This is a genomic window from Pandoraea pneumonica (genome assembly GCF_902459645.1).
In the GTDB taxonomy this organism is placed as follows: Bacteria; Pseudomonadota; Gammaproteobacteria; order Burkholderiales; family Burkholderiaceae; genus Pandoraea; species Pandoraea pneumonica.
On the sequence record NZ_CABPSK010000001.1, the window covers coordinates 462,048 to 482,040 of the forward strand.

Here is a 19,993-nt window from a genome sequence, read left to right on the forward strand (position 1 = left end):
CCGTTCCCGCTATTCCACAAAATGCTCCGACACGAGTTGTCGGAGCCATTGATTGCCAGCGTCCTGATGGTAGCGGCGATGCCAAAACACATTCGTCTGTAATGCCGGTAAACGCACAGGTGGTTTGACGAAGCGCAGGCCGAACGGTGCGGCCGCGCGCTCCGCGAATTTCTGCGGCACGGTGACGACAAGGTCATTGACACTCACGACGTACGGCACGGCGATGAAGTGCGGCACCCAGAAGTTGGCATCGGCACCGAAACCCGCTTGCGCCAGCAACTGATTGACCCGCGCGTACGGGTTGTCACCCGTGGTCACAAAGAGATGCCGCGCCGCCTGAAAATCCGCTAAACCCGCCTCGGGACGGTCAAGCGCATGGCCGACGCGGAACATGCTCACATACTGTTGGCGAAACAACCGCCGTTGGTAAAACGGACCGGTCAGGTCGTCGAATGCCCCGATGGCAAGATCGATGCGCCCGGCCGCCATGGCTTCCTTGAGATCGGGCAGGGCGGCACGCACGGTGCTCAATCGCACGCTTGGCGCCAACTGGGTGCACAGATCGATCAACGTCGGCATGAAATACACCTCGCCGACATCGGTCATCGCCAGCGTGAACTCGCGCTGACTGGTGGCCGGATCGAACGCTTCACGGTGATTGATGGCCCGCGAGATGCCCGCGAGCGCAGCCGAAACCGGCTCGGCCAATGCCTCCGCAAACGGCGTGGGCTGCATGCCATTGCCGGTACGGGTGAACAGTTCGTCGTCGAACGTCTGACGAAGGCGCGCAAGCCCGTTGCTTACGGCCGGCTGCGACAACCCCAGTTCGCGGGCCGCCTGCGAAATGCTCCGATGCGTGAGCACCGCATGAAACACAACCAGCAAGTTCAAATCGACATCGCGCAAGGAAATCATAGTGCCTGGATAATATTCGCGTTATGAATATAGTGGATTCACCTATTTATATCGCAAAATATACACGCATGTCGGAAAATGGCGGCATTCGATAACAGGAGACGAGGCATTCCATGGATTCCATCCATTCCCTCCCGAAAGCCAACCAGATTCAGGGGGAGCTGGGCTATCTGTCTGGCTTCCTCAATGAGTTCGCGACCGAGGCATTGCCCGGCGCGCTGCCTGTCGGGCAAAACTCGCCGCAGCGTGCCCCGTACGGTCTCTACGCAGAACAACTCTCCGGCACTGCCTTCACTGCGCCGCGCGGTCACAATCGCCGCTCGTGGGTTTATCGCATTCGTCCGGCAGCGATGCACAAGCCGTTCACGGAAATTGAGCAGTCGCGCTGGCTGAGCCGCTTCGACGAAGTGGCCGCGCCGCCCAATCAAATGCGTTGGGACCCGCTGCCGATGCCGTCCGAACCGACCGACTTTGTCGACGGCATGGTCACCATGGGGGGCAACGGTAGCCCCGACGGGCAACGCGGTTGCGGCATTCACTTGTATGCCGCCAACCAGTCGATGGAAGGCCGCTTTTTCTATAACGCCGACGGCGAATTGCTGATCGTGCCGCAGGAAGGCCGTTTGCGTCTGGCGACGGAATTCGGCGTCATGGACGTCGAGCCGTACGAGATTGCGGTTGTGCCTCGTGGCGTGCGTTTTCGCGTCACGCTGCTCGACGGCACGGCGCGCGGTTACGTTTGCGAGAACTACGGCGCGCTTCTGCGTCTGCCCGATCTGGGCCCTATCGGTTCGAACGGGTTGGCCAATCCGCGTGATTTCCTGACGCCCGTGGCGGCCTACGAGGACGTCGAAGGCGATTTCGAGTTGGTGGCCAAGTTTGGCGGCGAACTCTGGCGCGCCGATATCGGTCACTCGCCGCTGGATGTGGTGGCGTGGCACGGTAACTACGTCCCGTACAAGTACGATCTGCGCCGTTTCAATACGATCGGCTCGATCAGCTACGACCACCCGGATCCGTCGATCTTCCTGGTGCTGCAATCGCAAAGCAACACGCCGGGCGTGGACGATATCGACTTCGTGATTTTCCCGCCGCGCTGGCTGGCGATGGAAAACTCGTTCCGCCCGCCTTGGTTCCACCGCAACATCGCGAGCGAGTTCATGGGGCTGATTCACGGTGTGTACGACGCGAAGGCCGAAGGCTTTGTGCCGGGCGGCGCGAGTCTGCACAACTGCATGTCGGGCCACGGTCCGGATGCCGACACGTTCGAAAAGGCGTCGGCAGCCGACACGAGCAAGCCGCACAAGGTCGACGCCACGATGGCGTTCATGTTCGAGACGCCGGCCGTCATTCGCCCGACGCGCTTCGCGTTGCAGACCAAGCAGTTGCAGGACAACTACTACACCTGCTGGCAAGGTCTGAAAAAGCACTTCAACCCGAATCAGAAGTAAGCGGACCCGCACCGCAACTTCACCCAACCTCGAGACGGCCCACGCCGCGCACCGTTGTGCGGCTGTGGGCCTGCGCATTACCACGAACAAGGATTTCTTCATGTCTCAACTCCTGCAAAGCTGGCTCGCGTCCGCCAACACCGGCACGACGGACTTCCCGCTCCAAAACCTGCCGTACGGCGTGTTCAGCACCCCGTCCCAGGCCGCATTGCGCGTCGGTGTCGCGATCGGCGATCAGGTGCTCGATCTCGCTGCCCTCGAAGCCGCTGGTCTCTTGACGCCGGGCAATGGCACCGCGGTGTTCTCGCAGCCGTCGATCAACGCCTTCGTGGCACTCGGCCGCCCGGTATGGCAAGCCACGCGCGCTCGCCTCACGGCGCTGCTCGCCGCCGATGGCGACGCCGCATTGCGCGATAACGCAACGCTGCGTGCGCAGGCGCTGGTGCCGCTCGCAGACGCGACGCTGCATCTGCCGGTGCAAGTGCCGGGTTACACCGACTTCTACTCGTCGAAAGAACACGCCACGAACGTGGGCACCATGTTCCGCGATCCGGCCAACGCGCTGCTGCCGAACTGGCTTGAAATTCCGATCGGCTATAACGGCCGCGCGAGCTCCGTGGTGGTGAGCGGTACCGAGATTCATCGTCCGAACGGGCAGATCAAGTTGCCGGATCAACCGCGCCCGATCTTCGACGCGTGCCGCAAGCTCGACTTCGAACTCGAAACTGGCTTCATCGTCGGACGCGAGACGGCGCTGGGCGACACGCTCGACGTCGAAGCCGCCGAGGCCGCGATTTTCGGCATGGTGCTGCTCAACGATTGGTCGGCCCGCGATCTGCAACAGTGGGAATACGTACCGCTTGGCCCGTTCAACGCGAAGACGTTCGGCACGTCGATCTCGCCTTGGGTGGTGACGATGGAGGCGCTCGAACCGTTCCGCGTCGCTGGCCCCGAGCAGACCCCGCAACCGGTGTCGTACCTGCAACAGCAGGGCAAGCACGCGTTCGACATCGAACTCGAAGTGCTGCTGCAAGCCGAGACCGACACGCAGGCGACGACGATTTGCCGCACGAACTTCCGTCATATGTACTGGAGCATGGCGCAGCAGTTCGCCCACCACACGGTGTCCGGCTGCAATGTGCGTGTGGGCGATCTGATGGGCTCCGGCACGATCAGCGGTCCGACGCCCGATTCGTTCGGCAGCCTGCTCGAACTCACGTGGAACGGTAAGAACCCGCTCACGCTCGCTGGCGGTGCGAAGCGTACCTTCATCGAAGATGGCGACACGGTGGTCATGGCGGGCTGGTGCCAGGGCGACGGTTATCGCGTCGGGTTTGGCGAAGTCTCCGGCAAGATTTTGCCGGCCAAAGCCCGCTGAGCTTGCGCGGCTGCGGCGAGTGCCTCAGCCGTTGGCAGACGCTCCCACCAAGGGTTGCGGCGCATGGGGATGCCGCTTGCCATGACTCGGCAGCGTGTTGGCGTGTATGCCAGTTCGTTGCCGACACGACGCAGTAGCGGCATATCGCCCAGACGGGCTCGCTTTGGCACGCGCAACGAGCGCTTTGCTGGCGGCTTGGTGGTTTGGGTGGCGGGCTGCGAGGGATGCGGAAGAGTGTGGATCGGCGCGGCTGGCGTGGCGTGGGACATTGGGTGACTCCCGAGAACGGATGATGGAAGTCATTTAGCCACGCAGGCGATCGTTGCGACAGGTGAAGCCGTCCGAAAAACCGGTGACTCGAGCGCCGTTACCCCGAGTGAGCCCGCAAAAGAAAAGGTGCCGATCGACCCGCGTCGACGGCACCTTTTGCATTTCTTGCGCTTAACGCATTTCTTGCGTTCCTCACACGCCCTTATCGGCGTCGGCGGCAGGCACGTTGGTTGTTTTGCCCGCTGGGGCATTAGTCGACGTACTGACACCTGACGAAGCGCTTGCGGGCGTGGTCAGCGGCGCTCCGCTGGGGGCGGTGGCCGGGCGGTTGAGCCCCTCGTTGATCCACGCCATCAACAGCGTATAGGTCACCGCTAAAATCACCGGGCCGACAAAGAGGCCGACGATGCCGAAGCTGAGCATGCCGCCCAGCACACCCGCCAGAATCAATGTCATCGGCAGATCGGCGCCTCGCTTGATCAGCATTGGCCGCATCACGTTGTCGAGCATGCCGATGATCACAGACAGCACCAGCAACAACGTCGCAAGCGTCGGACTGTCTTGCCAGTAAAGCCACGCCACGCTCGACAGCAGTACCGGGAACGGCCCGATTTGCGCAATACAGAGGACGAACATCAGCGCCGTGAGGAAGCCAGGCAACGGTACGCCGGTCACCCAAAGGCCGATGCCGCCCAGCAACGATTGCGTCACTGCCGTGACCACGATGCCCAGTGCCACGGCGCGAATCGACATACCGGCGAGCCTCACCGCCTCTTCGCCCCGATCGCCCCCTAACCGGCGCGCAATGCGGATCAGCGCGCGTCCGGCGCGTTCGCCTTGCATAAAGAGGATGGCCGAGATGATGAGGGTCAAGCCAAGGTGGACGAACAGCAGACCGACTGAGCCGAGCTTCGAAAACGCCCACGTAGCGCCTTTCACGGCATACGGCTGAATCTTGGCCACGAGCCCGCCGGGGCCCGCCGCCGCCAGCGCTTGCCATTCTTCGCTAGCGCGTTCCCCAATGACGGGGATATGCGACAGCCAGTCCGGCGGCATCGGCAGGCCACGCTCACCGATGGACTGCACTTGCTGACTGATATCGGAGGCATGGCCGATGAGTGTGCCGACTGCGGCAGTGAGCGGCGCGACGACGATGATCAACATGCCGAAGATCATCACCGTAGTCGCCAACCAACGGCGTCGCCAGAGGCGGCGTTGCAGGCCGATGAGCAGCGGCCAGGTGGACGCCACGATGGTCACTGCCCAGATGAAGGCGGGCAGGAACGGCAGCAGTACCCACAACGTGCCGATCATCAGCAGGCTGAGTACCAGGATGATCAGCAGATTTCGGGCGAGTTCGCTCGGCGTCATGGATAGCATAAGCACTCCGGAAGGGGGAAAGCGGGCCGTGCCGCGAATCGGGCACGGCGGTCGAACGCAGAACGTACGTCTCGCAAGCAAGATGCCACGCGGGCGAAGGTACGGCAAGTGCGTGGCTTCCTTGTGACGTGGCGCCAGTCTACCGCGCCTCGCACCACCACGGCGTGAGGTGGCCCAATGCGCGATCAGTGATGCTGGCGGCGATCCGGCAAGGGCTGGCCATCATCAGGCAGTGAATCGGACACGGCGGTGACGGCTTCCGGCAACGGGCCAAGGTGCTGTTTCTTAGAAACGCTTACGCGTCTTTTATGACCCATACGGTTGGCTGGCGCAAACGGAGCGGCGTCGGTTGGCCTCTGATGAGGTGGCGTCTCCGGCGGGGTGCTCGATGGCGATCCGAACACGGAGTCAGCCGAAAAACTGGCCCGGTGCGAAGGGAATTGCCACGGTTCACCGCCGTGCTGCCATGCCATGTTTTGCAAATCGCCCTGGGAACCGAGAATTCCAGAGTCTCGCGAAATGACGCTAATTCGGGGCTGTTTAGGCGAACCCCGGGTGACAGCAATTGCGCCTCGTTCTACGTTGGCCGTCGGTGTATGCCGTTCGGTTTCGCGCCGCTGGTCAGCCGTTGAGATGGCAAGGTTTCGCGCACTGCTCGCTATTATTTGAAGCAGGACGCCAATGATTCCATAAACCCAAAAAAAGTCCAACAGATTCAGAAGTATTCGCTCCCAGATGTTGGTGTTTGCGCGGTCCGTAACATCGCTGCCCCACTCGATCCACGCAAACGCGGCGATGAGCAGACCGCAGAGACTGGCAGTTGGTAGTGAAAAGAAACTCTTGGAAAAGCGCGCGCGAAACGCTGCGAATCGCGACACTTCGCTAGCGTCGGCGGCCGGGTCATTCGTCAGTAAATCCGCGAGGTTGTCTTGCAGCAGAATTTCTGTGGCTGCATTGTTCTCCGACATGCGTAAGTGGTCGAGGCACGCGCGAAGCGGCGCGCCCACAATCGCTAGCGGGACTTCGAGGGCGGCGTGCACCATGTGTCTAGCCCCGCCCGACATGATGTCATTGGAAATGAGACATTCGAAGAGAAGCCGAAGGGGATTGCGTACCATGCCATACAAGCCCGCGAACGAGAAAAATGATACGGCGCATTCTCGGGATAAGTTGTGAATCGATGCATTCAGATGTTCCAATCCGGGGGCAGGTGTCGTTTGTGGCAACTTGTCGCGCAGCGACGGAAATAAGGTCTCGAGAAGGGCCGCGCCAGCGGTATTGCCAAGCATGATAACGATGCCGCTCGCCACGCAAATTGGAATCCTCCAGATGAGCGACGTCACGGCGCCGACGGCCTTGGCAACTTGTTCTGCGCCCGTCGCGAGCAGCGACGCGGCGAACGAACCGATGGCGAAGGGAAGCGCATCGCGAACACCGCCTCGGGCTATGCATGCCCTCAACTTGCCTGAACGCACGTCCGCCAGAAGCGCCTGAAACCTACACTTCACTTCCGCAAGGTTGATGCCACGCGCTACCAACGTATCCGCGGTTTGCCGCAGATGTTTGCTGAAATCGTTCAACCAAGGCGGCTGTCGGCCTGGCGTGGTGGAAGGCACGGGAGTCGTGTCATCCAAATGCTGCTGAACGTAGCCCCAAAAATACTGAAAAATTCTACCGGCTTCCGCAGACCTTGCCTGCTCGGGCGTAAGCGACAACGCCTTGAGTATTGGGACTTCGGTCTGATCTAGCGTCGGGGGAATGTTCCGCGTTTCTCGCAGATCACCGGAAATGGTCGATGCGGCGGGACTTTGGTGTGAGATGGTGTTTCGAGCATCGGTGCGTGCCGTGATCGCTGCGTGGGGAGTTTGCGTCGAAAACGTATTAGCGGGCATGAAATCGGCGGCCGACGCCACCAGCGCGACCCCCTTTGGCCGAGCTGGCCGTCAGGCCCTGTCAGAGTCAAGAAGCGGGCGATGGTACGTGCAACCGCTTCTCGCGACGACAGCCGGACAGGCGTTTGAAGCCGTTACTTCGCGTGTGTGCGTAGTGGCGGCATTGCACCGCCCGGCACCGTCACGCCGGTACCACCATCACCCCCGCGCGCAACCCATTTGCCACGTTCGGATTCGGGAAGACGATGCGCTCTACGGGGTGCGACACCGTGTAGGTGTTTTCGCCGTCGCGGGCGAGCACGGTGCCTGCCGTGTACGGCGTGAAATTCGGTGTGTCGGCAGGCACGTCGAGCACAAAGGCGTTCGTGCGGCGAACGATCTCTGCGGCCACGCGAAAGCGCTCCGCACGTTTGATTTCCCCGTCATCGCGCGCCGCCATCTCGCCGCCGGATAACCAGCGCCGCAACGCGGCATCGATCCCTGCGAAATCCTCCAATCGGTTTTGCCCGAACGGCTCGACCTTGCCCAACTCCAGCGTGCAACTCTCGGCACCGAAACGTGCACAAGTGAAATACGAGAACGTGACCGACGGCTGGTCGGTGAGCATCACGGCCTCGATGTCAGCCGCCGCTAGCGTATCGATCCACGCGTCCGACTGTGTCGTTTCGGCCGTATTTGGCACCACCGCAAAGCGCTGGAAAAGCGAAGGGCGAATCGCCGTATGCATATCGACATGGCGACGCAGGCGACGCGCAGGTTTGCCGTCGACGTCGGCATCGAAATACTGGGCGACGATCACTTCGAGCTCACGCGCTCGCTGCACCGCAGGCGACTCGGCGCGCTTGGCATGTGCGCCCTGAAACAGCCGGTTCAGATCGTAGTCGAGGTAGCGCTTGCCCGCGCGCACGGCATCGGGGTTGCCGAGAATGACGAGGACACGCTCGCGTAGCGTGAGCTTGCCATCGGCGATATCGCGCAAAATGCCGTCCACAATTTCGATCGGCGCTGTCTCGTCGCCGTGAATGCCACACGAAAGCACGGCATCAAAGCGCCCGGCGTTCGTGTCGGCAGGGGTGAGTTCAAGCACCCCTTCGGCGTGCCGTTTCCAGCGCACACCACAAGCGTCGATGCCTTGGGCGGTGTCGCCCCCATGGTTCGAATCGTGCCCATTGCGGTTGGCATCGCGAACATCGCTGAGCCAGTGACGCAGGGCGGAACGGTTGGCATCGGTCATCGTGAAAATCTCCTCGGTAGCTACTTAAAGCGCACCGAAAGCGGCCAAAAAAAGCGCTATCGGTGTCATTCAACTTCTTTCGGCCTTTCTTTAGACGTGGGGCGGCCGAATACAGCTTCGTATTCTATGCGTGACGCTTGCGTGTTCGCAGTGTGACATTGCAAACGCCCGTGGGGCGCGGCTTTGCGCGGCGTTGTGTGCTGCGCACATTGTTCCGGCTGACGAATCCGTGTCATCATGAGCCGCATCGAACGCCGCACGATGGGGCGTTGCCTCGGGGATTGTCGCTCATGGCCGATTTGTATCTCGACGGTGTCTGGCGTGCCGGTAACGGCGCCAAATTTCAATCGCTCGATCCGATGTCGGGCGATGTGGTCTGGCACGGCAACGCGGCTGACCGCCACGACGTCGATGCCGCTGTGCAGGCCGCTCGCCGCGCGCAACGCGACTGGGGCCGACTCAGCGTCGACGAGCGTTTGGCGGTGCTGCAACGCTTCGCTGCCAATGTCACGGCCAATACCGAAACGCTCGCCGATGCCATTGGCCGCGAGACGGGCAAGCCCTTGTGGGAAGCGCGCACGGAAGTCGCCACGATGGCGGCAAAAGTGGGCCATTCGGCTAAGGCGTATCAGGAGCGCACCGGCGAACGGCGCAGCCCGGCCGCCGATGGCGAGAACGTGGTGCGCCACCGCGCGCACGGCGTGATGGCGGTCTTCGGCCCATACAACTTTCCGGGGCATCTCCCCAACGGCCATATCGTTCCCGCGCTGCTGGCGGGCAACACGGTGGTGTTCAAGCCGAGTGAACTCGCGCCGGGTGTCGCACAGCGCACGCTGCAATGCTGGATCGACGCGGGGTTGCCTGCGGGTGTCCTGAATCTGGTGCAGGGCGGGCGCGACACCGGTGTCGCGCTGGCCGCCCACGACGGCATCGACGGTTTGTGTTTCACAGGCAGTTCGGCCACCGGGCGCGCGTTACATCAGCAGCTCGCGGGTCGGCCGGACAAGATGCTGGCGCTGGAGATGGGCGGAAACAATCCGCTGATCGTGGAAGTCCCCGCCGACGCAGCGCGCCAGGACGCCGCCATTCACATCGCAATTCAGTCGGCATTCCTCTCGGCCGGGCAACGGTGCACGTGTGCCCGGCGTCTGTTCGTGCCACGGGGCGCAGCGGGGGAAGCCTTCATCGAGCGCCTGGCGTTTATTACGCGTCGTATCAGCGTGGGCCGCTACGATGCGGAACCGCAGCCGTTCATGGGGGCGGTGGTCTCTCTGCAAGCCGCCCGCCGAATGACCGCAGCGCAAGCGGAATTGATGGCCTTGGGGGCGACGGCCATTTTGCCGCTGGCGCAACCCGACAGCCGCACCGCGCGCCTCACCCCGGGGCTGATCGATGTCACGCCGCTCGCCGCTCGCGACGCCTTGCCCGACGAGGAGTACTTCGGCCCGCTGTTGCAGGTGCTGCGCTACGACACTTTCGACGAGGCCATCGCGCTGGCCAATCGCACGCGTTACGGGCTCGCCGCCGGGCTGGTATCGGACGATCCGGCGCGATATGCGCAGTTTCTCGCCGAAATACGCGCAGGTATCGTCAACTGGAATCGGCCGACGACAGGGGCGGCGGGGGCCGCACCGTTCGGTGGTGTCGGCGCTTCGGGCAACCACCGGCCAAGTGCGTGGTACGCCGCAGACTATTGCGCGTATCCGATCGCCTCGATGGAGTCGCCGGGCGCGGCGCTCCCCGAGCGGCTGAACCCCGGGCTGGACTTCGCGGCGGCATGACAGTGCCAACGCAACGCACCAGCGCGATCGCCTCGCGGCGCTACCTTCTCTCTCTTTGCCTCTTCAGGATTTGCTCATGACGCGTATTGCCATCGAAGCCAACTTCGACGGACTGGTCGGTCCCACGCACAACTATGCAGGGTTGTCGTTCGGTAACGTGGCGTCGGCCAACAACGCGAATCGGGTGTCGAACCCGCGCGAGGCCGCGTTGCAGGGGCTTGCCAAGATGAAAGCGCTCGCCGATCTCGGCTATGCGCAGGGAGTGTTGCCGCCGCAGGAGCGCCCGTCGGTGGGGTTGCTGCGCACGCTGGGGTTTTCCGGGGACGATCACGCCGTCATTCGCGAGGCTGCGAAAACGGCCCCGGCGCTGTTGGGCGCGGCCTGCTCGGCGGCGAGTATGTGGACGGCCAACGCCGCCACCGTCAGCCCTTCAGCGGATACGGCAGACGGCCGCGTGCACTTCACTCCGGCGAATCTGTGCAGCAAGTTGCACCGGGCGATCGAGCATGAAACGACCTCGCGTGTGTTGCGTGCGGCGTTTCCCGACACGCGCCGTTTCGCGCATCACGACGCGCTGCCGGGCTGGCCGTCGTTGGGCGACGAAGGTGCCGCGAACCATACGCGTTTTTGTGGGGCGTATGGCGAGCGCGGCGTCGAATTCTTCGTCTATGGCCGCGACGATCTCGCCAGCGCGCCCGCGCCGCAGCGCTTTCCGGCGCGTCAGACGTTGCAGGCGAGCCAGGCCATCGCGCGGCGGCACGGGCTGGCAGACGACGCGGTCGTGTTTGCCCAGCAACATCCCGACGCCATCGATGCGGGCGTTTTTCACAACGACGTGATTGCCGTCGGTAACGGCAACGTGCTGTTCTGCCACGAACAGGCGTTTGTCGATCAACAAGCGGTGCTGGCGACGCTTCGTGAGCGTCTTGCCGCGCAAGGCAGCGAGCTTCAGGTGGTGGAAGTGTCGAGCGCCGACGTCTCGATCGAGGACACGGTCGGCTCGTATCTGTTTAACAGCCAGTTGCTCGCGCGTTCGCCCGAGGCGGGCGGCGGCATGCGGCTGGTGGTCCCGCAGGAATGCCGGGAGCGTCCGGCCGTCTGGCGCTATCTCGAATCGCTGGTGGCGAGTGGCGGTCCGATTCGCGAGTTACAAGTCTTCGACTTGCGAGAGAGCATGCGAAATGGCGGCGGTCCGGCATGTCTGCGACTCCGTGTGGTGCTCACCGAAGCGGAGCGCGCTGCCACCCATCCGGGGCTGTGGATCGACGATACGCGCTATGCGGTGCTGACCGAGTGGGTCAAGCGTCACTATCGCGACCGTCTGGCAGTGGCCGATTTGGCCGACCCGGCATTGTTGAACGAGTGCCGCACAGCGCTCGACGAACTCACCCGGCTGCTGGGGCTGGGCAGCCTGTATCCGTTCCAACTTGGCGGCTGAGGCGCGACGCGACGGCTGCCTCATCCGCTGCGCTCGATTTGTCGCTCTCGTCCATCTCGTCTATCTGGTCCATTTCAAGGAGTCGTGCTCATGACCACTATCGTTGGCGTGTCTGGAAGCCTGCGCAAAGGTTCTTACAACACCGCATTGCTGCACGCCGCGAAAGCGGCAGCACCGGCGGGCGTAACGCTCGAAGTTCACACTCTGCACGGCATTCCGCTGTACGACGGCGATCTGGAGGCGAGCGATGGCATTCCCGCCGCCGTGACCACGCTTAAAGACGCGATCGCGCAAGCGGACGGCCTGTTGCTGGTGACACCGGAGTACAACAACGGCATGCCGGGGGTGTTCAAGAATGCGGTCGATTGGCTATCGCGCCCGCCTGCCGATAGCGCGCGAGTGTTCCGCAACAAGCCGGTTGCGCTCATGGGCGCGTCACCCGGCGGGTTCGGCACCATCCTCAGTCAGAACGCTTGGTTGCCGGTACTGCGCACGCTGCAAACTACGCCATGGTGGCAAGGCCGGATGATGGTGTCGCACGCGAATCAAGTCATCGATGCCGACGGCAATTTGCAGGACGACGCCGTGCGAAAACAACTCACAGAATTCCTTGCAGGCTTCGTCGCGTTTCTGAACGAGGCCAAGCCTAGCAAGTGAACTGGGGCAGATAGTTACGATAAATCAGGGAATTATGTTGATGATTTAATGTAACTGCTGCAATTGACACGGCGGGCGAACCTTCCTAAATCGGAATTGACGAACCGATAAGCGAGACGTTTCGCGGATTGGCCAGCGATGCACTATGCTGGATGCAACGTGTCGGCCGACACGTCAATCGCGTCATTTCGCTAACTAGGGGTGCCGCCATGCCAATTCATTTTCCGGAATACGGCCCCGTGTTCAATTGCGAAGATCTGACGATCGAGTTCGCCGTGCGCGTGAACGGTCGACACATCGATTGCGCGGTGTCGGCTGAGGCGCTCGAAGACCACTTCGGCGCCTATTCGGCCCGGGCTGACGACTTGTTGCACGCGTTCGAACACGGTCGCAACGACATCGAAGCGCTTGCCCGGCGCTACCTCTCCATGGGCCTTGCCGGCCCGGTGCTGCTGCGCAGCGGCCATTTCCGCTGGGTGAGGGAAGCCAAGCGGCAAGAAGCCCGTCGCTAACGCGCAGCGCCCCACGTGCCGTCGGTGCCGAAAACGGCGACCGGCGGCCATCTCGCTTGATCTCCGTCAAACTCCGATTTGTGTAGGCGTACGACTGAATAGGCGTGGCTTAGGCTTCGGCGTACACTGGTGTTGCCGCTTTATGAGTGACACGCGAGTGACACTCGCGGCACCATCGCCGATAACTATAAGGAGTCGCCATGGGTTCGGAATTCCGTGTCGTCATCGCCTCTATCGCGGCCTTCATGACGCTTGGCGGGGCATTCGCCACCATTCACGGTTTGCTCTACGATCGCTCGCACGTCATGCACGGCGGCGTCATCACCGTTCTGTTCGGCATCCTCTTCATCGTCGTCATGCTCACGCCATGGCCACGCGACGAGGAACGAGAGAAGCAGGGGTAGGGCGCTCGTCTTCGGTCCATCTGCCGAAACCGTCGGTCATCGCCAGCAGCCACTGCTTTCGCTGATTCCGCAGACTCGTAAAGTACGGTTAACCATTTAGCGTTGCGCGTCCTACACTGAAATCGAGGGACGCCGACGGAGCTCGGTTGCTGCGCTTCGCAACGGTCGTGGACTCGCTGTGAGGTGACGTATGTGCTCCGATACCCGCGTCGTCATTGCCGCTATTTCGGCTTTCGTCATGCTAGGCGGCATGTTCGCAACCATCCACGGTCTGCTCTTCAATCTGCCCGATGTCGCGCACTACGGCGTGGCCGCCGTCATCGTCGGTGCAACGCTCATGGCCACCATGCTCATTCCATGGGGCGCCAACGAAGAACAGCCGAAGTCTCGTTGATCGATCATCTACTTGCTAAGGCGCGCCCGCAGACACATAAACGCGGGCACCTGCGAAAGTTCGTCGTAAAGCCGCTTGTCGACCGCCGCCATCTCCGGCAGCGGCAACGGTTCCACCATGCGCTCGAGCTGCCAACCGGCATCCGCCGCCGCATTGAGAATGCCCGCCAACGGTCGCCGGAATGATTCGACAAACGGCTTCGGCTCGCCAAAACCACTCCAATACATGCCGAATTTGGTGATGTCGAAGTAAGGCCGGTTGCGCCGCGTACGCTCATCGATCCAGTCGCGCATGGGATGCCCCATCGACCACACGAGCGTCGCCCCTGGTTTGGCCACCCGTGCAAACTCCTGGAACGTCGGCCCCAACTCTTCGACATAGTCCAATGCCAGTGCGCTGACAATGGCATCGAATCGGTTTTCGCTCAGCGTGACAAATGGCGTGCCCAGATCCTGAACGTCGAACTCGGCGGATAGCCCTGCGCATCGCTCGCGTGCCAATTCGATCATCTCCGGCGTGACATCGATGCCATGCACCGTGGCGCCTTGCTCGGTGAGCCATGCGCTGTTGATACCGGGACCGCAACCCGCGTCGAGTACGTGCATGCCCGCCACCGGTCCGAGCAATGCCCGCGTGGCCGGACGCTCGTAAAGCGCGTTGTGCGGCTTGGTGACGGCAATGTCTGCATAACGGCGAGCGAAGCTGGCGTAAGCAGTACGTCCCATGGACGTTTGGTCGTCAGACGGCATTCGGGGGGCTCCTCTGGAGGGTGGTTGAAAGACGTGATTATGGGACAATGCCGACCTTTGCCGCACTGCGCGTGCCATCCTCCCACTCGCTACCTGACTGATTCCGCATGACCGCATCCGCCGATCCGACGACCGCTTCGTCGACCGCTTCTTCGATCACTTCCCCGACGCTCCCGGCCGCTGGCCCGCACGCGACCGATGCCGCGTCGGCGCAAGCGCATGCCGTGGACGTCGCGGTGATCGGTGCGGGCCCGGCTGGCTTGATGGCTGCCGAAGTGCTGTCCGCCGCAGGCTGGCGTGTCGACGTGTACGACGCCATGCCGTCGGTTGGCCGCAAGTTTCTGATGGCGGGCAAGGGCGGTATGAATCTGACGCACGGCGAGCCAGCGGAGCAGTTTGTTGGCCGCTATGGCCCGCGTGCCGATGCCGTCGGTCAATGGTTGCGCCGCTTTAACGCAGACGACGTGCGCAGCTGGGCGCACCGGCTGGGCATCGATACGTTCGTCGGCACCTCCGGACGAGTATTCCCCGTCGACATGAAAGCCGCGCCGCTCTTGCGTGCATGGCTGGCACGCCTGCGTGCGGCGGGCGTGCGTTTGCACGTTCGCCATCGATGGCTGGGTTGGCAAAGCGGTGTGGAAGACACCGTCGGAAATGCCCCGCAGCGACTGCGCTTCGCCACGCCAGACGGTGAGCATGTCATCAACGCCCGCGCCGTGATATTGACGCTTGGCGGCGCTAGTTGGCCGCAGTTAGGGTCCGACGCTGCATGGGTGCCATGGCTGCGTGAGCGTGGTGTCGACGTGGCGCCGCTACTGCCCGCCAACACAGGCTTCGAGGCGGACTGGACCCCCCATATGCGCAGCAAGTTCGCGGGCGAGCCGATCAAGTCTGTGACGATGACGTTGCCTGACGGCACCACCCGTCAAGGCGAATTCGTGATCTCGGAACACGGCGTGGAGGGCAGTCTGGTCTACGCGCTGTCGGCCCCCATTCGCGACGCCATTCTCGCGAACGGCAACGGGCAGGGGACGCAGGTGTTCCTCGACTTGCTGCCCGACTGGCCAGCACAACGTGTGGCCGACGAAGTGGCGCACCCGCGCGGTTCGCGCTCGATGGCGAGCCATCTGCAAAGCCGGTTGGGGATTGCAGGCGTGAAAGCGGGATTGTTGCGGGAGTGTCTGGCGCGCGAGACGTTCAACGACCCGGCGGCGCTCGCGGCCGGTATCAAACGGTTGCCGCTCACGTTGCTGCGCACGCGCCCGATTGCCGAAGTGATCAGCAGCGCAGGCGGGGTCCGGCTCGAAGCGCTCGACGAGCATCTGATGCTCCGCGCGGTGCCCGGTGTGTTCTGTGCAGGGGAAATGCTGGATTGGGAAGCCCCGACCGGGGGCTATCTCTTGACGGCCTGCTTCGCCAGCGCTTGCGTGGCGGGCGACGGCGCCGCCGCGTATCTGGCGGCGCTGCCTTCGTCCTGATGCCGCGTCCTGATGTCCTGATCGCGGCACGTTAGCCGGATCAGGACACAACCTTCGGGAGCGAACTTAGGCCGGGCGCGCGCCCAGACGCCACAACGACGTCACTTCCACGCGGCGTGCGGCATGCAGCGGATCGTTGGCATCGGCGGCCTTCTGGTGTTGCGGGCGCACGTCGTGACGCGCGAGTACCACCAGACCGGCGCCATGAATCCACGACAGCAGCGTTTCGCGCGTGCGCAGTCCCAAGTGTTCTGCCAGATCGGAGAGCACCAGCCAGCCCTCGCCACCCGGGCTCAGATGCGCGGCCAACCCGTTCAGGAAGCCCTTGAGCATCTGGCTGTCCGGATCGTAGATCGCATGTTCGATCGGCGCGTTCGCCTTGGCCGGTACCCACGGCGGGTTGCAGACGACCAGCCGCGCACGGCCTTCCGGGAACAGATCGGCGTCGACGATCTTCACCGAACGCTCCAACCCGAGTCGCGCAATGTTTTCGCGGGCACAGCCCAGCGCTCGAGGATCGCGATCGGTGCCGATCACTTGTTGCACCCCGCGACGGGCCAGCAGCGCGGCGATCACCCCGGTACCCGTACCGACGTCGAAGGCCAGCGAGGTGTTCGGCAGCGGCGCTTGCTCGATCAACTGAAGATATTCCCCGCGCACCGGCGAGAAGACGCCGTACCACGGGTGAATGGTCGAGCCCAGTGCGGGCACCGACACGCCTTTCTTGCGCCACTCGTGCGCACCGATCAAGCCGAGAATCTCACGCAGCGAGGCAACGCTCGACTGGTCGTCCGGCGCGCCCCATGCTTCGGCGCAAGCTTCTCGTACGTCCGGTGCGCGGCGCAGCGGAATGCCGTAGTCGGCGTCGAGCGGCACGAGCACCATGCCAAGAATGCGGGCGCGCTGGGCCTGCGCCATGCGGTGTTTGTGGAACGCATCGGCGGGGCCAGCGACGACGGGCGCGGCATCTTTCGACGGCTTACGGCGCACGCGCTGCGGGCGGTCGACGCGGCGTGCCATGGCCAGCATCAACTGGCGGGCGTTCTGGTAATCGCCGCGATACAGCAGGGCGGTACCGCCGCAAGCGAGGTGATAGGCGTCGTCGGCGGTAATCGTGTCATCGACGACTTCGACGCGGCGCGGCGGCATCACGCCGGCTTCGGAGCGCCAGCGGGCGGTGACGGGGCGACCGTCTTCGGTCCAGGCGAGCGTCGGGGTAGTGTTCATGCGTAGTCTTCTGAAAGCGTGGCGGCGCGCGAAAGGTCGCGCTGGGGGGTATCCGAGGGCGTCCGCGTGTGCGGACAGGCGCTGTAGAACGTCGTTCGAGTGCGTCGGGTTTCTCACGCAATTGCGCGCCGGAAGTGCGCATTATGCCTGTGTTGGCGTCGCGCAGGGCAAAGCGCCGTGCCACCGCCAGGGGTTCAAGGGGCCGCGTGGGGTGTGGAGCGAGGCGCTTCACGCCCGTCGTCAGCCGCCCCAAACAGCAAGCCGATCGCCTCGCGCAGTGCTTCGTCGAGCATGCGATCGATGCCGGGCACCGGTGGCGCAGGCAGGTCGGGTGCCGCGCCGCCGTGGCGAAGCGCTGCCGCCATGTGCGTGAGGACGGCCGCCGCCGGATGTACTGCCGCATCGTGATCGTCGCCATGCGGCACGGTATCGGTAATTGCGTTGGCCACGCGTTCGAGCGAAATCAGCGCGGGCCACCAGCGTGCCGCACGACGGCTGACCAGCGGCGGCTCCGACAACGCCCGTTGCAGCGCGATACGGGCATCGTCGAGCGCCTTATAGCTCGCCCGCCGCGCGGCAAACGCCGCGTCGGCATCGTGTGTGTCGGCCAGCGCCGCGTAACGGCCTAGCGCATCGAGCGCAATGGCGACGCGCTCGTCGAGTTGCCTACGTTCCCACTTCGCCCATGGCAAATACCCCACGAGCAAGACGATGGCGCATGCCGCCACCGCGTCGATGAAGCGCGCGAGCGCAATATCCTGACTGCCGGGCTGTAGCGCGCCCATCACGAGCATGAGAATCGGCAGCAGCAGGGCACTGAACAGCCCGTAGTTACGGCGCAAGGCCCAGGGCAGGCACGCTGCCAGCGGAATCAGGGCGACGAAACTCACCAGGCCATTGCGGTCGATGGCGACCACGGCCGCCGACAACGCGACGCCGATAATGCTGCCCACACCGCTTTGCAGGGCACGCGCGAACACCGAGCCGTAATTCGGCTTGAAGATCACCACGACGATCAGCGGCACCCAGTACGAACGGGGCAACGCGGTGACGGCGATGAAGATTTGGGCGACGAGTACACATAACCCGATACGCACGAGATAGCGCCACACATCGGGCCACGGCCACTTCGGCATCCAGCGCGGGTGCGCGGGGGCGCGCGCTTGATGGCGGGCTAGCGCTACCAGCGGCGGCTCGGCAGCGTGCACGGTCCCAGTCAGCAAGGGTTCGGCGCGATGTAGCGCGGCAGCGAGGGCGGGCGCATGGTTATCGGTCGCAGCATCGGCGGCGGCGCTGACGTTGATCGGATGGTCGCGGGCAATGCTGCGGGCCATCGCGTACAGGGCCCTGCCGAGCGGCGCAGGCAACGGTTGTCCGACCTGTGCCAGCCCGATGACGGCCGCCGTGACCGGTTCGGCGGCCAGTATCTGCGCGGCACGCCGCTCCAAGACATCCCAACCGCTGGCCGTGCTGGCGCGCGCGGTCAACAAGGTGTCGTAGGCCGCCGCGATGGCGTTTTCGAGCGAACGGCGGGCGAGCCGGACCCGAGGCGTGCCGCTGGCATCGAGGACGTTCGCCAACTGCTGATAGATGGCCGCCACGGCGTCGCGCTCGGCAGCGCCGGGGTGCCGCAGCCAGTGAATCGCCATGAGCATCACGCTGAAGATGCCCCCCGCAGCGAGCAACAGCGGGGCACGCCATTCCGGGGGCGGCAGCGCGAGGCCCCAGCCGACGATGAGATAGACAGCGCCTTGCAGCGTCGCCGCCGATGCCACGTTGCCGAACGTGCCGATAAAGCTCAGCAGCAGAATCGCCAATTGCAGCAAGACATGGGCGAGCCAATGGCTTTCCAAACCGACGGTATGGATGAGCATGCCCGCGTAGAAGCCTGCGACGCCGGTGGCGACGGTCAGCAGAATCGAGCGCGCCCGGGCGCGGTAAGGGCCGGTGCGGTCGCCTGTGATGGCGGGCAGGGCGCCCAGCGCAAAGAGCGACGCATTGGCCCCCTGACCGATGGCGACGCCGACGACGGTCGGAATGGCCACGGACAAGGCGGCATGTAGGGCATCCCAGCGGGAGAAGGCGACCGGCTCCAGGCGCGCGAGCCGTGAAATCCACGCCACACGGCGGCTGGGTTCAGGTGTCATCGGCATGGGCGGGCACGTCGCAACACGATGAGACGTTCAGGACGCGCGCGGCGCGTCATCGTCCATGAGCGGCATGAGCTTGCCTTGCCCGCGAATCCAGGCGTGGTCGGCCCGCTCGGCCATTTCCTTGTCGCCGCGGCTGTCGCCATAGGCGAAGAGCACCCGGGGCGGCGCGTTGCCCCACCACGCTTCGAGACGTCGCACCTTTTCCGGCCCCCAGCAGTTCGGCTTGGCGAACTGCCCGGCAAACCGGCCATGGGCGTCGAACGCGAGCTCGGTACTCAGCACGGCATCGAAGCCGATCGATGCCGCCCATGGGCGCAAATACAAGCCTGGCGAGGCGCTCACGAGCACAACGCGATGTCCCATGGCGCGATGCTGGCGCACCCGCGCGAGCATTTCGGGGCGCACGAGCGCGGGCAGGCCGTCATCGACGAAGCGCTTGGCTTCGGCGTCGAGTTGCGTCTGGGGGCGTGCACCGAGCGTGGTGCGAAGGAAATGCGCTTTGGCCGTGCCGCGATCCAACATTTTGAGCGCCGCGCCAACGAGCCATGGCGACGCGAGCAGCGCGCCGAGGACAAAGCGCGGCGTGCCCACGGTACGGCGCACGAAGACGCGCAGGCTATCGGTCGTGGAAATCGTGCCGTCGAAATCGAACGCGGCAACGACGGAAGCGTCTCGCATGC

The 19,993-nt window shown here is 63.8% G+C and carries 17 protein-coding genes; 9 read left to right on the forward strand and 8 right to left on the reverse strand.

Annotated features, from left to right (window positions below; translation table 11 throughout):
• Nucleotides 1-9 precede the first annotated feature (9 nt).
• Nucleotides 10-915 carry a LysR family transcriptional regulator gene (locus PPN31114_RS02095; protein ID WP_150677839.1) on the reverse strand — a complete coding sequence of 302 codons (906 nt, stop codon included), beginning with the start codon at nucleotides 913-915 and terminating at the stop codon, nucleotides 10-12.
• A gap of 113 nt (nucleotides 916-1,028) precedes the next feature.
• Between PPN31114_RS02095 and hmgA the strand changes: the two genes are divergently transcribed.
• Complete coding sequence (gene hmgA / locus PPN31114_RS02100; RefSeq protein ID WP_150677840.1) at nucleotides 1,029-2,366, forward strand: homogentisate 1,2-dioxygenase; 1,338 nt, start codon at nucleotides 1,029-1,031, stop codon at nucleotides 2,364-2,366.
• Between the two features lie 100 nt (nucleotides 2,367-2,466).
• Nucleotides 2,467-3,744 (forward strand): fumarylacetoacetase, encoded by a 1,278-nt coding sequence (gene fahA, locus PPN31114_RS02105; RefSeq protein ID WP_150677841.1) that lies wholly within the window; start codon nucleotides 2,467-2,469, stop codon nucleotides 3,742-3,744.
• 462 nt (nucleotides 3,745-4,206) lie between these two features.
• On the opposite strand, the gene ydiK is transcribed toward fahA, so the two are convergent.
• The 3 genes from ydiK to astE form a co-directional block, all read right to left on the reverse strand.
• Nucleotides 4,207-5,394 (reverse strand): AI-2E family transporter YdiK, encoded by a 1,188-nt coding sequence (gene ydiK / locus PPN31114_RS02110; RefSeq protein WP_150677842.1) that lies wholly within the window; start codon nucleotides 5,392-5,394, stop codon nucleotides 4,207-4,209.
• 185 nt (nucleotides 5,395-5,579) lie between these two features.
• On the reverse strand, nucleotides 5,580-7,307 hold the full coding sequence (locus PPN31114_RS02115; protein ID WP_150677843.1) for a hypothetical protein: 1,728 nt from the start codon (nucleotides 7,305-7,307) through the stop codon (nucleotides 5,580-5,582).
• 160 nt (nucleotides 7,308-7,467) lie between these two features.
• Complete coding sequence (gene astE, locus PPN31114_RS02120; RefSeq protein WP_150677844.1) at nucleotides 7,468-8,520, reverse strand: succinylglutamate desuccinylase; 1,053 nt, start codon at nucleotides 8,518-8,520, stop codon at nucleotides 7,468-7,470.
• 290 nt (nucleotides 8,521-8,810) lie between these two features.
• Between astE and astD the strand changes: the two genes are divergently transcribed.
• The 6 genes from astD to PPN31114_RS02150 all read left to right on the forward strand — a co-directional run bounded on the left by astD (nucleotide 8,811) and on the right by PPN31114_RS02150 (nucleotide 13,706).
• Nucleotides 8,811-10,301 (forward strand): succinylglutamate-semialdehyde dehydrogenase, encoded by a 1,491-nt coding sequence (gene astD, locus PPN31114_RS02125; RefSeq protein WP_150677845.1) that lies wholly within the window; start codon nucleotides 8,811-8,813, stop codon nucleotides 10,299-10,301.
• Nucleotides 10,302-10,377: 76 nt separating this feature from the next.
• On the forward strand, nucleotides 10,378-11,739 hold the full coding sequence (gene astB / locus PPN31114_RS02130; RefSeq protein WP_150677846.1) for an N-succinylarginine dihydrolase: 1,362 nt from the start codon (nucleotides 10,378-10,380) through the stop codon (nucleotides 11,737-11,739).
• A gap of 90 nt (nucleotides 11,740-11,829) precedes the next feature.
• Nucleotides 11,830-12,396: an NADPH-dependent FMN reductase gene (locus PPN31114_RS02135; RefSeq protein ID WP_150677847.1), complete on the forward strand. Its 567-nt coding sequence runs from the start codon at nucleotides 11,830-11,832 to the stop codon at nucleotides 12,394-12,396.
• Nucleotides 12,397-12,605: 209 nt separating this feature from the next.
• Nucleotides 12,606-12,908 (forward strand): DUF1488 family protein, encoded by a 303-nt coding sequence (locus tag PPN31114_RS02140; RefSeq protein ID WP_150677848.1) that lies wholly within the window; start codon nucleotides 12,606-12,608, stop codon nucleotides 12,906-12,908.
• 200 nt (nucleotides 12,909-13,108) lie between these two features.
• A complete protein-coding gene (locus tag PPN31114_RS02145; RefSeq protein WP_150677849.1) occupies nucleotides 13,109-13,312 on the forward strand; it encodes a DUF2964 family protein in 204 nt (67 codons plus the stop codon).
• Between the two features lie 190 nt (nucleotides 13,313-13,502).
• The gene (locus tag PPN31114_RS02150) at nucleotides 13,503-13,706 is read left to right on the forward strand and encodes a DUF2964 family protein (RefSeq protein ID WP_150677850.1); all 204 of its coding nucleotides are present in this window, start codon (nucleotides 13,503-13,505) and stop codon (nucleotides 13,704-13,706) included.
• 8 nt (nucleotides 13,707-13,714) lie between these two features.
• On the opposite strand, the gene PPN31114_RS02155 is transcribed toward PPN31114_RS02150, so the two are convergent.
• On the reverse strand, nucleotides 13,715-14,455 hold the full coding sequence (locus PPN31114_RS02155; protein ID WP_150677851.1) for a class I SAM-dependent methyltransferase: 741 nt from the start codon (nucleotides 14,453-14,455) through the stop codon (nucleotides 13,715-13,717).
• Between the two features lie 107 nt (nucleotides 14,456-14,562).
• On the opposite strand from PPN31114_RS02155, the gene PPN31114_RS02160 reads away from it, so the two are divergent.
• Nucleotides 14,563-15,933: a BaiN/RdsA family NAD(P)/FAD-dependent oxidoreductase gene (locus PPN31114_RS02160; RefSeq protein ID WP_150677852.1), complete on the forward strand. Its 1,371-nt coding sequence runs from the start codon at nucleotides 14,563-14,565 to the stop codon at nucleotides 15,931-15,933.
• Between the two features lie 66 nt (nucleotides 15,934-15,999).
• Here the strand turns inward: PPN31114_RS02160 and PPN31114_RS02165 are convergent, their stop codons facing one another.
• The 3 genes from PPN31114_RS02165 to PPN31114_RS02175 form a co-directional block, all read right to left on the reverse strand.
• Nucleotides 16,000-17,160: a methyltransferase gene (locus PPN31114_RS02165; protein ID WP_150677853.1), complete on the reverse strand. Its 1,161-nt coding sequence runs from the start codon at nucleotides 17,158-17,160 to the stop codon at nucleotides 16,000-16,002.
• Between the two features lie 194 nt (nucleotides 17,161-17,354).
• The gene (locus PPN31114_RS26350) at nucleotides 17,355-19,313 is read right to left on the reverse strand and encodes an FUSC family protein (RefSeq protein ID WP_246182365.1); all 1,959 of its coding nucleotides are present in this window, start codon (nucleotides 19,311-19,313) and stop codon (nucleotides 17,355-17,357) included.
• A gap of 30 nt (nucleotides 19,314-19,343) precedes the next feature.
• On the reverse strand, nucleotides 19,344-19,991 hold the full coding sequence (locus tag PPN31114_RS02175) for an HAD-IB family hydrolase (protein WP_150677854.1): 648 nt from the start codon (nucleotides 19,989-19,991) through the stop codon (nucleotides 19,344-19,346).
• Between the last annotated feature and the right edge of the window lie 2 nt (nucleotides 19,992-19,993).